Here is a 12,977-nt window from a genome sequence, read left to right as displayed (position 1 = left end):
GCAGCGTCTTAATCCCGCAACACTTTCGCATCACGCGCGAAGGTCTGCACTTCCTCCGTCAACCACACGTGCGCCGGAACAGCGCCACCGAGAAGCTCCCGAGCCAGAGACGGCGAATCCCCGATCGGCACATCGCTGCCCGCAATGATGATGTTGCCGTAGCGCCTGCCCTTGAGCATCGCCGGATCCGCGACGATCGCGAGGTGCGGAAAGACACTGCGAAGGGTCGACGCCTCCTGCTTCGCGAGCGACAGATCCCGGCGGTCACCGCAATTGACGACGTACATTCCGCCGGGGGAGAGGACGCGTCGAACATGCTCGGTGAACTCGGCCGTGAGCAGCGGGGCCGGAGTTGTTGCTCCCGCGAACACATCTCGCACGATGAGGTCGCGACTGTTCTCGCTGAGCGTCTCGGTGACCGCCCGAGCTTCGCCGACGCGGATGCGCAGCAGCGGTGCTCGTGGCAGGTCGAACCATTCGCGCACCAGCTCTGAAAGCTTGCCGTCGAGCTCCACCACCACCTGACGCGCCCCGGGATATTCCGCGGTGAACGAGCGCGCCAGGGTGCACGCCCCGCCCCCGAGGTGCAGCGCCCGCAGCGGAAAGCTCGAATCCCACTGCGCGCGAACGAGGCCCGAGATCCAGCGCATGTACTCGAACTCGAGCACCGTGGGGTCGTTCATGTCGATGTGCGAACTCGGGACGTCGTTGACGTTGACGACCCACCCGTCGTCCGAGAACGCGTCACGGACCAATTCACAGGTGCCCGAATCGATTTCGAACACTCCGGGTTGCAGGGAGCCGGCCGGTGCCGAGGCCCGCTTCCTACCCACGTTGGCCCTCGAGTCTGAAGTCCTCGAAGTCGAATCCCGGGGTGACGGTGCAGCTGACCAGACTCGGTTCCTTGCCCACCGGACGCGCCCGCTGCCACACGGACGGCGGCACGATCTGCTGCGGAGATTCCGGCCCGACCAGCAGCGCCGACACCGCCCCCGGCTCGTCCCCTGCGCCACCGAGGTCGAGTTGCACCGGACTACCCCGGTGGTACAGCCACATCTCGGTGCCGCGGACGGTATGCCACGCCGACTGCTGACCGGGCATGAGCAGGAACAGGATTGCCGTGCCTGCAGCGCGCGGGCCGGGATAACCGTCGGGCAGAGATGTCTGTGGAATCGTGACCTCGCTGCGCCAGGTCTCCCGGAACCAACCACCCTCGGGGTGGGGTGCGAGGTCGAGGGCCTGAGCCCAGTCGGGCAGCGACGTCATGTACGCAACCCTAGTCAGTCGAGACCTGAACCCGGAACCTGTCGCGTTCGGTGTGCAGGCTCCAGAGCTGCTCGGCGAGAGCCTCGGGGCTCTTCTTCGGATCCTTGCCGTCGATGGCACCACCGATGATCAACTGCGACAACTGGATTCCTTCGCCCGCCAACTCCTCGTTGAGCAGCTGCGCGTATGCGGCCTGGCCTGCGAACGCGATGGAGGTGCCGGTGACCGTACGCCCGGGCTTCACCGCAGAGCCGCCGTTGACGAACAGAATCGTGCCCTTGTTCTCGCCGAGGAACCGCATGCCCGGCAACACCTGGTGGACGGCGGCGATCGGTCCGTAGATGGAGAACTCGACCGGCCCGACCATGTCGGCCGGGGTGGTCTCGAGCACGGGCCGCATGAAGTCCTTCTGCGGCAGCGGGCTGTACTGCAGCACCTCGATGGGTCCGAGTGTTTCGGTGACCTGCTCCAACGCCGACGCGATCGAGGCCGGGTCGCGCACATCGGCGACGAATCCCTTCGCGGAGATACCGTCGGCAGCGAGCTGATCGGCGAGCGCGTCGACACGGGACTGATTACGAGAGATGAGGCCGACCGAGAAGCCCTGCGCGCCGAACTTGCGCGCGACTGCTGCTCCGAGACCTGCACCTGCTCCGACTATTGCTATCGATGTCATGTCGAATGCAAGGACCGAGGCTCGAAGACTATTCCGACGACCGTCTCGAGCAGGGCCTCCGCAGTCCGATGCAACGCGGTGACATCACCGGTCCAGCCGAGTACCCGCAGAGCGGCCTCGGCGATTCCGGCCGCGTCCGCCGTCGCGTCCCGGCGGCCGTTCTCCCGATCGGCTCGCGCGTTCACCACGGTCTCCACCAGGCGAAACGGCAGGTCCTCGGTACCCGGCCTGCGCTCGGAATCGAGCTGGACCAACGTATCCGACGCAATGTCCGCATACAGGCTCATCAGCGTGTACCGATGGTCGCGGAAGGTTTCGAAGCGCTCGCTGCGCAGTTCGGGCAGTAGATAGAGCGCGCCGAGATTCCAGGTGGACGCACCGAGCTGTCCGGCGTCGAAGTAGGCCAGTGCGTACATCTGGGTCGCCGCCTCGGCTCCCGACTGCCGAATGCGCAGCGCGACGGCCAGTGGCGCATCGACCGTGCCGCTCAGCAGCGCGTCGAGTATGTCGTCCTTGGTGGCGAAGTGGTGATAGAGCGAGGCCTGACGCAAACCGACGGCGTCGGCTATGACGCGGGTGGAGGTATTTGTGAATCCGCGAGTGGTGAAGAGCTCGGCCGAGGCGTCGAGAATTTCCTCGCGAGCGGTGTCGCCCGGCCGCTTCTTCGTGCTCAGCCTTGGCCTGCCTGCTCCGGTCATGACTGCATCTTGTCAGGTCGACGTGACGGTGAGATTTCTGTCATCTGATCGAAATAGACGAAACGAGGTTGTTTCACGACGGACACCGCCAGGGAACGGCGGTGCCGAAAACTATCAACTGACAGAAACCCGCCTCGGCGATGCAGCGGGCGGTCACTCACCACCCACCTCGCCCGTAGGAGACTTCCATGAGCTCGACAACACTGCCGGCCCCGGGCTCGGGTTCGGAACCCTCGCCCACCACCGACCATTCCGATCTGGCTTCCCTCGGCTACGACCAGCAGCTGCACCGCAGCCTCGGCAAGTACGCGTCCTTCGCCGCCGGGTTCTCGTTCGTCTCGATTCTCACCACCATCTTCCAGCTCTTCGGACTCGGCTTCAGCTTCGGTGGCCCGGCCTTCTTCCTCACCTGGCCGCTCGTGTTTCTCGGGCAGTTCATGGTGGCCCTGAACTTCGCCGAACTCGCTGCCCGCTATCCCATCTCGGGCGCGATCTACCACTGGTCCAGGCGTATGGGCGGTGAGCTGGTCGGATGGTTCGCCGGCTGGTTCATGATCATCGCGCAGATCGTCACCGCCTCCGCCGCCGCGATCGCACTGCAGGTCGTCCTCCCCAGCATCTGGGGCGGATTCCAGCTGATCGGCGAGGACACCGCGCTCACCTCACCGAGCGGAGCCGCGAATGCCGTTGTGCTGGGCTCGATTCTGCTGGTGCTCACCACCACGATCAACTGCATCGGCGTGAACTGGATGTCGCGCATCAACAGCATCGGCGTCACCTGCGAGATCGTCGGCGTCATCGCGCTGGTGCTGGTGTTCTTCACGCACGCCGAGCGGGGACCACAGGTGGTGTTCGATACCGGAAGTGCCGGAGCCGATCCCGGCTACATCGGTGCCTGGATCGTCTCGGGCCTGATGGCGGCCTACGTCATGGTCGGCTTCGGCTCGGCAGGCGAACTCGCCGAGGAGACCCGCAATCCCCGACGCGTCGCGCCGCGCACCATCCGTCTGGCTCTCTCCGCATCGGCACTGGGCGGTGGCCTGATGATCGTCGGCGCACTGATGGCCGCACCGAGCCTCACCGACGGTCAGCTCGCAACGCAGGGGCTTCCGTACGTCATCGACTCGATCCTCACCTCACCGTGGGGCAAGGTACTGCTGGTCGACGTCGCCATCGCGGTGTTCATCTGCACCCTCGCCATCCAGACCGCGGCATCGCGGCTGATGTTCTCCATGGCCCGCGACGGACGCCTGCCTGCCTCGACGGCTCTCGCGAAGGTCAACTCGCGCACCGGAACTCCCATCGCACCCTCGGTCCTGATCGGTCTGGCCTGCGTGGCGATCCTGGCCGTCAACGTCGGCAACTCCGCGATCTTCACCACGCTCTCCAGCGTCTGCATCGTGCTGATCTACCTCGCGTACATGATGGTCACCGTCCCGCTGCTGATCCAGCGACTCAAGGGCTGGCCGCACGGCGGCGTGCAGCACGACTCCGACGGCCAGAAGCTCTTCACCCTCGGACGCCTCGGCCTGCCGGTCAACATCGCCGCAGTTCTCTACGGCGGCCTGATGGTGGTCAACCTGTCGTGGCCGCGGGCCGAGATCTTCGACCCCACCGGCGAATTCCCACTGCTGCGCTGGGCCGCACCCCTGACCGTCCTGGCCGTGATCGTCGTAGGTATCGCCTGCCTACCCCGCGGCAAAGCCCACCCCAAGCCCGTCACGATCGGAGCCTGAACCATGAGCACCGCAACAACGTATTCCGCCAAGGAACATGCACGATCCCAAGCGACCGTCGCGCCGGCACCCACAGCACCGGAGGGCATCTCGGAGCTCACTTGGGCAGCATCGGTTCCCGGCGGCAGCTACACCACCAAGGTCCTCGCTCGCGGAACCCGGCTACGCCTCGTCGACGTCGACGGTGATGCCTGCGCCAATCTGCTGCTCTACCGCGCCGACGCCCCGTGGGAGCGACTCAACACCGCCGACACCGTCAAGGTGCCGTGGCAGGCGTATCTGAGTGCCGGCCATCCTCTGCTCTCGGATCAGGGGCGCGTTCTGGCGACCATCGTCGACGACACCTCCGGCCACCACGACGCCCTGTGCGGCACCACCTCCACCGCTACCAACACCGCGAAATACGGAGTCAGCGGACCACATTCGTCCGCTCCCGCAGGCCGCGAACTGTTCACGCTGGCCGCGGCGAAGCATGGACTGGAACCACGCGACGTCGCACCGTCCCTGTCCTTCTTTCACGGCGTGAGAGTCGACGCCGACGGGGCTCTGGTCGGCACCGGCTCGGCGGGAGCGGGGAAGTCGGTGGATCTGCTGATCCACCTGCCGGTGATCGCGTTGCTGGCCAACACCGCTCACCCGCTCGACCCGAGGTCCGAGTTCCCTACGACGGCCCTCGACGTGCTGGCGTGGCGAGCACCCGAGGAACTACTCACCCTCGACAACACCGAACCGGAATACCAGCGCGCAGTACAGAACACCGAGAACGCATGGAAGGCAGCGCAATGACCGCCAGCACCCTCGAGACCACGATCGTTCGTGACGAGATCGCCCCCGCATTCGGCCCGTGGTCCGCCGTCGTCGAAGCCGGTGACGTACTGACGATCGTCGATCTGCACGGCAATCAAGCCGTCGACACCCTGATGTACGGCGCGCACGATCACTCGATCCGTTACTCCGCCCCCGCCACCGTCACCGCTCAGCAGAACCTGTTCCTGACCACCGGAACCGTTCTGCGCAGCGATGATTCGACTCCGATCATGACGATCGTCGACGACGAGGTCGGCAACCACGACACCGTCGGCGGTGCGTGCTCCAAGGAATCGAACACCCTGCGCTACGGCCACCACACCCAGCATCAGCACGCGTGCGTCGAGAACTTCCTCATCGAGGGATCCAAGTGGGGACTCGGCAAACGGGACCTGGTGCCCAACATCAACTTCTTCATGAACGTCCCCGTCGACGCCGACGGCACGCTCGGCATCGTCGACGGTCTGTCGGCTCCCGGAAAGAAGCTGTCGTTGCGTGCCGAGATCGACACGCTGGTCCTGGTGTCCAACTGCCCGCAGATCAACAACCCCTGCAACGGATTCGACCCCACCGCGGTGCGGATGATCGTGACGCGAGATCCGGGCGGTCGAGCATGAACGCGACCAAGATGACCGTGCAGCGTCCCGGCATGATCACCACCGTGCAGGACTGGCCGGGTCGCATCGGGTACTGGAAGGTGGGCGTACCGCCGTCGGGGCCGATGGACGACCTGTCGTTCCGGCTCGGCAACGTCGCGCTCGGCAATCCCGAGGGTGCCCCGGGTCTCGAATCCACCATGGCCGGGCCGGCATTGACGTTCGACGCCGACACCTACGTCTGCGTCACCGGCGCAGCGGTACCGGTGCGCATCGACGGCCGATCGGCCGCGCAGTGGAAGCCGGTGCTGGTTCCCGCCGGCGCCACCCTCGATGTCGGCACCACCACCGGGCACGGGCTACGGGTCTACGTTCTGATCCAGGGCAGCCTCGAGGTCGACGACTATCTCGGCAGCGCAGCAACGTTCACTCTCGGTAAGTTCGGCGGACATCGTGGCGGCACCCTCGGCGAGGGCGACGTCATCGGCCTGGCCGGACGCTCGGACAATTCCGAGATTCTCGGTCCGATACCGATGGAACACCTGCCGGTGCTGACGTCGAACTGGGACATCGCCGTCACCGAGGGCCCCCACGGCGCACCGGAGTTCTTCACCCGCGAGGACATCGACACCCTCTACGCCACCCGCTACGAGGTGCACTTCAACTCCGATCGCACCGGGGTCCGGCTCATCGGGCCGAAGCCGCAGTGGGCCAGGACCGACGGTGGCGAGGCCGGACTGCACCCGTCCAACATTCACGACAACGCCTACAGCGTCGGCGCACTGGACTTCACCGGCGACACCCCGATCCTGCTCGGACCGGACGGCCCGAGTCTGGGCGGATTCGTCTGCCCCGTCACCGTTGTCGCCGCCGAGCGGTGGAAGCTCGGCCAGCTCCGCCCCGGGGACACCATCCGCTTCGTACCGGTGCGAGCCGCGGCCACCGCGCCGTTGGGATCACTCGGACTCGCTCGGCGCGCTTCTCTGCCTGCAGTGTTCTCCGCAGGCGGCGACGGGGACGACGGCGTCCTCGCCCGACGCGACGCCGACACGTGCGTCACCTACCGGCGCTCGGGAGACGACAACGTCCTCGTCGAGTACGGCGACATGAAACTCGACCTGGCCCTGCGTGCCCGAGTCCACGCCCTGCACCAGCGCGTCGAGGCACTCGCCCCGCGCGGGTTGGTGGACCTGACCCCGGGCATCCGCTCGTTGCAGGTGAAGGTGAATCCCGATGTGCTGTCGATCGATTCGTTGATGGGTCTGCTGTCCGAGGTCGAGGACGATCTTCCCGCGGCCTCGGAGCTCGTGGTTCCCAGCCGCCGGGTTCGGCTCCCGCTCTCGTGGGACGACCCCTCGACCCGCGAGGCGATCCAGCGGTACATGCACGGTGTGCGCGCCGACGCTCCGTGGTGCCCCTGGAACATCGAGTTCATTCGGCGCATGAACGGACTCGACTCGGTGGCAGACGTGTTCGACACCGTCTTCGCCGCCGACTACATGGTGCTCGGACTCGGTGACGTGTATCTGGGCGCTCCGGTGGCGACACCACTCGATCCGCGACACCGCCTGGTGACAACCAAGTACAACCCGGCGCGAACCTGGACGCCGGAGAACGCCGTCGGCATCGGTGGGGCATACCTGTGCATCTACGGCATGGAGGGTCCAGGCGGATACCAGTTCGTGGGTCGAACCACGCAGGTGTGGAACCACAGCGCCGCCTACAGTGACGGCCCGTTCGAGGAGGGCACCCCGTGGTTGCTCCGGTTCTTCGACCGAATCTCCTGGTACTCGGTCGAACCCGAGGAACTGATGGATCTGCGCGCAGATCTGGCGGCCGGCCGCGGCGGCGGAGTGGACATCACCGACGGTGAATTCTCGCTGGCCGAGCACGAGAACTTCCTCGAGACCAACGCGGACTCCATCGCCGAGTTCCGCGCGACGCAAGCCGTTGCCTTCGGTGCCGAGCGCGATGCGTGGTCGGCAGCAGGCGAATTCGATACGACGAAGGGCAAGACCGATGCAGCCTGAGGTGCGAGAGCGAGTTCTGCAGGCCTACAAGCGGATCGCCGAGGTGGATCGGCCCGAGGTCTGGATCACCCTGCGTGACGAGAACGACGTGCTGGCCGAGGCAGTCGCCCTCGAGGAGGCACTCGCGGCCGGTGCCGATCTACCGCTCGCCGGCACACTGGTCGCGGTCAAGGACAACATCGACGTGGCCGGTCTGCCCACCACCGCCGCCTGCCCCGAGTTCGCCTACACCGCTTCGGTATCTGCTGTCGCCATCGAGCGACTGACCAGCCAGGGCGCACTGGTGCTGGGCAAGACCAACCTCGACCAGTTCGCCACCGGATTGGTCGGCACTCGCAGCCCCTACGGCGCGGTGCGGTGCGCCTGGGATCCAACGCTGGTCTCGGGAGGCTCGAGTTCCGGGTCCGCCGTCGCGGTGGCACTGGGCATCGCGGACATCGGAATCGGCACCGACACAGCAGGATCGGGTCGAGTACCCGCAGCCTTCCACGGAATCGTGGGCATCAAGACCTCACTGGGCATCGTGCCGAACACCGGTGTCGTTCCCGCCTGCGCCGACTACGACTGCGTCACCGTTCTCGCCCGTGATCTCGACAGTGCCACTGCGGCCATGAAAGTCATGGCCGGTCCGACTGCCACCGATCCCCGCAGCCGGGCCTGGCCCGCCGACGTCCGACTGGCCGCAGCCCCGCAGCCGCGTGTCGCCGTCCCACGAGGTGAGGATCTGACGTCGCTCAGCCCGGCGTATCGTCGGGCATTCGGGGAGACGGTCGCCGGCCTGGCCGACAAGGGAATGTCCTACGCCGAGGTCGACATCTCGGCGCTGCTCGACGCGGCGACACTGCTGTACGACGGAGCGATTGTGGCGCAGCGCTATTCGGCCGTGGGGGAGTTCCTCGACACCGCGCCTGCCGGTGCCGATCCCACGGTGGCCGCGATCGTCCGCTCGGCCGCAGGGCCGTCCGCGCATCGATACGTGGACGATCTCGACACCCTTGCGCGAGCGAAGACAGCAGCCCGCACACTCCTCAGCGAGTTCGACGGCCTACTGTTACCCACCACCACCGAACATCCCACTATTGCAGCCGTGCAGTCGGATCCGATGAGCATCAACCGGCGACTGGGTACGTTCACCAACTTCTGCAACCTGCTCGACATGGCCGCAGTCGCCGTTCCCGGAGCTCCGACGGCGGACGGCACTCCGTTCGGGGTCATGGTCGTCGTACCCGCGTTCGAGGATCAGATCGCAATCGACCTGGCCGCACAGTTGAGCGGAATCGAGTCACCGTCGTTGATCGACGACGGAATCGAGGTACTGGCCGTCGGCGCACATCTGCGCGGTTTTCCGGTGCATCACCAGTTGACCGATCGCGGTGCGCGATTCAGCGGCGAGGTGACGACCACTGCGGACTACCGGCTGGTGGATCTGCACACCACCCCGCCCAAACCCGGCCTGATACGGCGGGCAGGCGACGGCGCTCCCATCTCCGGAGAGCTCTATCGCATGTCCGCTGCGGCGCTCGGGACCTTCCTCGCCGGGCTCCCGTCACCGATGGGCCTGGGTCCGGTCGAATTGTCCGACGGTCGCTGGGTCACCGGATTCTGCTGTGCGCACGACGCGGCCGAGGCGGGAACCGACATCACCGAACTCGGCGGCTGGCGCGCGTACAGAGCTCACGCCGGGACCGGTTTGCCCCCATCGGTCGCCACTCGCACCGCGAGCAGCCCGAGCACCGTGCCCATGACGTAGCGCTGCACCCGCAGCCATGTCGGGCGAACGGCGAGGAACTGCGCGATCGATCCGGCGAGCACCACGATTGCCAGGTTGACCGCTACGGCCACGACGATCTGTACCCCGCCGAGCGTGAATCCCTGCAGCAGAATGTGTCCCGCTGCAGGGTCGACGAATTGCGGGATGACCGAGATGTACATGATCGCGATCTTCGGGTTCAGCAGGTTGGTCACCAAGCCCATCGTGAACAACCGGCGGTTCGAATCCTGTTGCAGCTCGGTCGGTTCGAATGCCGACACCGTCCCGCGCACGGCCTGCACCGCCAACCAGGCGAGGTAGGCCGCGCCGGCGAGCTTGACCGCCGTGTACAGGGCGGGCACGGCCGTGAACACCGCGGCCAGGCCGAGATTGGTGGCCGTCAGATAGATCAGGAATCCGATCGCGACGCCGGCCAGCGATACCAGTCCCGCCCGTCGGCCCTGCGAAATGCTGCGCGAGACAAGGTAGATCATGTTCGGCCCCGGCGTCAGAACCAACGCGAGAGCCACTGCGAACACACCGAGAACTGCGGAGTACGAGACCATGCGGTCAAGACTTCACGTCGACCGGCCTGCAGGAGAAGAGCCAGTTACGGTGTCGTGGTTCCCTTATCCGGCACGCACTGCCGAGGCCACCGCGGCACCGATCGCCGCCATTCCCGCCGCCGTCGGATGCAGGGGTGCCGCAGGATTCTGCGGGACGACCCCCTCGAAGTACCGCTGATCGGCAGCCACGCACACGTCGTGGCCGACACTCAACGGCTCGGTGTCGACGAACTCGGCACCGTGCTCGTCCGCCTGCTGCTTCAGTGCCTCGTTCATGGCGGTGATGCTGCCCTGGATGTAGTCGGCGTCCTCCGGCAGCATCGGCTGGGTGGGGAAGCAGCCACCGTCGGGCAGATAGGTGCCGTAGCCGACCACCAGAATCCGCGCGTCGGGCGCACGTTCGGCCACCGCGTCGAGCATCGCTCCCCAGCTCGGTGCAGCGTCCTCGATGGCCGCGGCCATGGAGTCGACGCCCCCCGCGGTGAGACGGTCCTTGCAGACGTTGGTGGTCGACGACGCCGTGAAGGTCAGGCAGCCCACGGCCGTCGACACCAGGCCGATGTCGTTGCCGCCGATCGTGACGGTCACCAGATCGGTCTCGGGGGTCAGCGCATCGAGTTGCACGGGCACCTCACCGCTGGATGTTCCCTGCGCAGTGGAGACGATGTTCTCGGTGACCGCACCCGAGCAGGTGACGTCGACGAACGAGCCGACAGCCAGATCCTCGGCGAGTACGTGCGGATAGTTGGAATCGGACTGCTGGCATCCCGGGGCGCCGACCTGATCGGGGATCCGCGGGCCCGATGCGGCCGAGTCACCCAGCGCGACGTAATTCAGTGGAACGGACGCGTCCTCCGACGGCCCAGCAGGCGCTTCCGGCACCGAAGAGTCCGAAGAACAGCCCGCCAGTACGCAGGCGGACACAGCAAGACCGACGAGAATTCCCTGGCTCCTCACAGCTTCGACGCTACAGATGCCGGTAATCTCGACCGGGTTGTCCAGGACAGACGTCCATCGCATCGAACAGAGGAATTTTCATGATCACCGCGTTCATCAACCAGATCCTCAGCGGCTTCGGCTCCATCTCCGCTGGCAGCAGTGGCTTCGAGCTGGCACCGGGAACGCTGCCCTTCGGGCTGTAGAGACCACCGCACACTCACCCGCGCGGTGGCCGACGATTGCTTCTTCCGCCGCGCGGGTAGTCCGGCATCATGACTACCGACAACAACGACTCGAAGACCCCCGACGCCGAGAAGGACGTGACGTCCGATCCGGCCGCGGCTGCAGAAGACAACGATTGGTCGAGCGAAGGCGGAGCGATCGAAACCGGTCCCGCGACCGACGACGAGCGAACCGACAGCAACTAACCGATCAGACGGCGGGGAGCGGCCCGCAGCGTGCGGACGTCGCCGTCGGCGACGATGTGCTCCACAGTCTCACCTCGGGTGCGCGTCGAATCGCCGACGGTGAACCTCACGCGAGCGTCACCGAGCCAGTCGACTCCCACGACGATTCCCACGGTGCCCTTCGGTATCCCGCTGCGCCACCGCAGTTGCCCCAGATTGCGTACCGTGATTACGGTCTCGCCGATCTCGAAATGCCCCATACGCCCCCCCGGCTCGATTCTTACCGACCAGTAGACCTCGAGTGAACGCCCTGTTCAAGCGGTAGATCCGCGCTTACTTCGTCCGCTGACAGCCTCGGTGCCAGTCGGCACGATCACAATTCGGTAATTCGCCCATTTACGACCACCAACGCCGTGCTGGGGTATTCTCCGCTTCTATCATTTGCTGTCCTGGCAATATTTATTGCCAACTTCCGGTCCGTGTCGGACACTCTTCCCATGACTACAAACACCGATCGACACACTCCGGTCGACGCGATCATCGTCGGCGGCGGAGTCGCCGGACTCAGCGCCGCCGTGGCCCTCGGCCGTTCCCGACGATCCGTCGCGATCATCGACGCGGGCGATCCCCGCAACGCTCCGGCAGCGCATTCACACAACTACCTCACCCGCGACGGCGAGTCGCCTCTCGAGCTGGTTCGCCTCGGCCGAGACGAGGCGCTCCACTACGGCGCACGCATCGTCGAGGGTGTCGCGACGTCCGCGAGTCGAACCGAAGCCGGGTTCGAGGTGACTCTCGCCGACGGTTCCGTCGTCCGCGGCCGCCGCCTCCTGGTCACCACCGGCCTCACCGATGTACTGCCCGACATCCCCGGCCTCGCCGATCGGTGGGGGCGCGACGTACTGCACTGCCCGTACTGCCACGGCTGGGAGGTACGCGATCGCAGGATCGGCATCATCGGCAGCGACATGGTCGGACATCAGGCACAGATGTGGCGTCAGCTCACCGAGCACGTCACGGTGTTCGCGCACACGGCACCGAATTTGGTCGAAGAGGACCTCGAACGACTCGCCGCACGTGGCATCGAGGTCGTCGACGGGGAGATCGCTCGGGTCGATGTCGAGGGCGACGCGATCGTCGGAGTGACACTCGCGAGCGGCATACAGATCCGGCTCGACGCGTTGGTCGTCGGACCCAGCTTCACCTCCCGCGCAGACGTCCTGTTGTCGCTGGGGCTGGCCACGACCGAGATGGTCATGAACGACCATGTTCTCGGCACGTACGTCGAGGCCGACCCCGTCGGTGCCACATCCGTGCCCGGCGTGTGGGTTGCGGGCAACGTGTCTGCACCGATGGACACCGTCGTGGCGGCGTCCGCGGCCGGAGTCAAGGCAGGCGCGGCGATCAACGGTGACCTGATCGAGGAGGAGGTTCGCCTCGCCGTCGAACAGGCGAAGGCCATCGCCTCCTGAATGCCCGGAGACTGGCACCTGTGCGCTGTCACAA

Annotated in this window: 14 protein-coding genes; 7 read left to right on the top strand and 7 right to left on the bottom strand. The window is 66.1% G+C overall.

Annotated features, from left to right (window positions below; translation table 11 throughout):
• Positions 1-8 precede the first annotated feature (8 nt).
• Genes AB0362_RS17905 through AB0362_RS17890 form a run of 4 tightly spaced genes read right to left on the bottom strand, consistent with a single transcriptional unit; the run spans position 9 to position 2,640 of the window.
• Positions 9-833, bottom strand: a complete 825-nt coding sequence (locus AB0362_RS17905) for a fused MFS/spermidine synthase (protein WP_317809036.1) — start codon at positions 831-833, stop codon at positions 9-11.
• The gene (locus AB0362_RS17900) at positions 826-1,266 is read right to left on the bottom strand and encodes a cupin domain-containing protein (protein ID WP_317809038.1); all 441 of its coding nucleotides are present in this window, start codon (positions 1,264-1,266) and stop codon (positions 826-828) included. The genes AB0362_RS17905 and AB0362_RS17900 overlap by 8 nt, the downstream gene beginning before the upstream one ends.
• Before the next feature lie 10 nt (positions 1,267-1,276).
• A complete protein-coding gene (locus tag AB0362_RS17895; RefSeq protein ID WP_317809040.1) occupies positions 1,277-1,942 on the bottom strand; it encodes an SDR family NAD(P)-dependent oxidoreductase in 666 nt (221 codons plus the stop codon).
• Entirely contained in the window at positions 1,939-2,640 is a 702-nt protein-coding gene (locus tag AB0362_RS17890) for a TetR/AcrR family transcriptional regulator (RefSeq protein WP_149406793.1), read from the bottom strand. The genes AB0362_RS17895 and AB0362_RS17890 overlap by 4 nt, the downstream gene beginning before the upstream one ends.
• Before the next feature lie 188 nt (positions 2,641-2,828).
• Between AB0362_RS17890 and AB0362_RS17885 the strand changes: the two genes are divergently transcribed.
• From AB0362_RS17885 to atzF, 5 genes are read left to right on the top strand one after another with little or no spacing between them, the layout of a single operon-like run.
• Positions 2,829-4,376, top strand: coding sequence for an amino acid permease (locus AB0362_RS17885; RefSeq protein WP_068049473.1), 1,548 nt, complete (start codon positions 2,829-2,831; stop codon positions 4,374-4,376).
• Between the two features lie 3 nt (positions 4,377-4,379).
• Positions 4,380-5,162 (top strand): urea amidolyase associated protein UAAP1, encoded by a 783-nt coding sequence (locus AB0362_RS17880; RefSeq protein WP_317809041.1) that lies wholly within the window; start codon positions 4,380-4,382, stop codon positions 5,160-5,162.
• Positions 5,159-5,800, top strand: a complete 642-nt coding sequence (locus AB0362_RS17875) for an urea amidolyase associated protein UAAP2 (protein WP_317809043.1) — start codon at positions 5,159-5,161, stop codon at positions 5,798-5,800. Before AB0362_RS17880 ends, AB0362_RS17875 begins: the two co-directional genes overlap by 4 nt.
• Entirely contained in the window at positions 5,797-7,809 is a 2,013-nt protein-coding gene (locus AB0362_RS17870) for a 5-oxoprolinase/urea amidolyase family protein (RefSeq protein WP_317809045.1), read from the top strand. Before AB0362_RS17875 ends, AB0362_RS17870 begins: the two co-directional genes overlap by 4 nt.
• Complete coding sequence (gene atzF, locus AB0362_RS17865; protein WP_317809046.1) at positions 7,799-9,559, top strand: allophanate hydrolase; 1,761 nt, start codon at positions 7,799-7,801, stop codon at positions 9,557-9,559. Before AB0362_RS17870 ends, atzF begins: the two co-directional genes overlap by 11 nt.
• Here the strand turns inward: atzF and AB0362_RS17860 are convergent.
• Together AB0362_RS17860 and AB0362_RS17855 are read right to left on the bottom strand one after the other, a co-directional pair.
• Complete coding sequence (locus AB0362_RS17860) at positions 9,484-10,125, bottom strand: LysE family translocator (RefSeq protein WP_317809047.1); 642 nt, start codon at positions 10,123-10,125, stop codon at positions 9,484-9,486. The two genes, atzF and AB0362_RS17860, sit on opposite strands and share 76 nt — an antisense overlap.
• A gap of 63 nt (positions 10,126-10,188) precedes the next feature.
• Complete coding sequence (locus tag AB0362_RS17855; RefSeq protein WP_317809048.1) at positions 10,189-11,082, bottom strand: SGNH/GDSL hydrolase family protein; 894 nt, start codon at positions 11,080-11,082, stop codon at positions 10,189-10,191.
• A 254-nt stretch (positions 11,083-11,336) separates the two neighbouring features.
• On the opposite strand from AB0362_RS17855, the gene AB0362_RS17850 reads away from it, so the two are divergent.
• Positions 11,337-11,492, top strand: a complete 156-nt coding sequence (locus tag AB0362_RS17850; protein WP_188078726.1) for a hypothetical protein — start codon at positions 11,337-11,339, stop codon at positions 11,490-11,492.
• Here the strand turns inward: AB0362_RS17850 and AB0362_RS17845 are convergent.
• Positions 11,489-11,731: a hypothetical protein gene (locus AB0362_RS17845; RefSeq protein WP_255183204.1), complete on the bottom strand. Its 243-nt coding sequence runs from the start codon at positions 11,729-11,731 to the stop codon at positions 11,489-11,491. The genes AB0362_RS17850 and AB0362_RS17845 overlap by 4 nt on opposite strands.
• Before the next feature lie 237 nt (positions 11,732-11,968).
• On the opposite strand from AB0362_RS17845, the gene AB0362_RS17840 reads away from it, so the two are divergent.
• Positions 11,969-12,943: an NAD(P)/FAD-dependent oxidoreductase gene (locus AB0362_RS17840; protein ID WP_317809050.1), complete on the top strand. Its 975-nt coding sequence runs from the start codon at positions 11,969-11,971 to the stop codon at positions 12,941-12,943.
• Positions 12,944-12,977 lie beyond the last annotated feature (34 nt).

This window comes from Rhodococcus sp. NPDC079359 (genome assembly GCF_040702585.1).
Classification (GTDB): Bacteria; Actinomycetota; Actinomycetes; order Mycobacteriales; family Mycobacteriaceae; genus Rhodococcoides.
The sequence above is the reverse complement of the archived record's forward strand: the minus strand, read 5'-3'. Positions and strand labels throughout refer to the sequence as shown.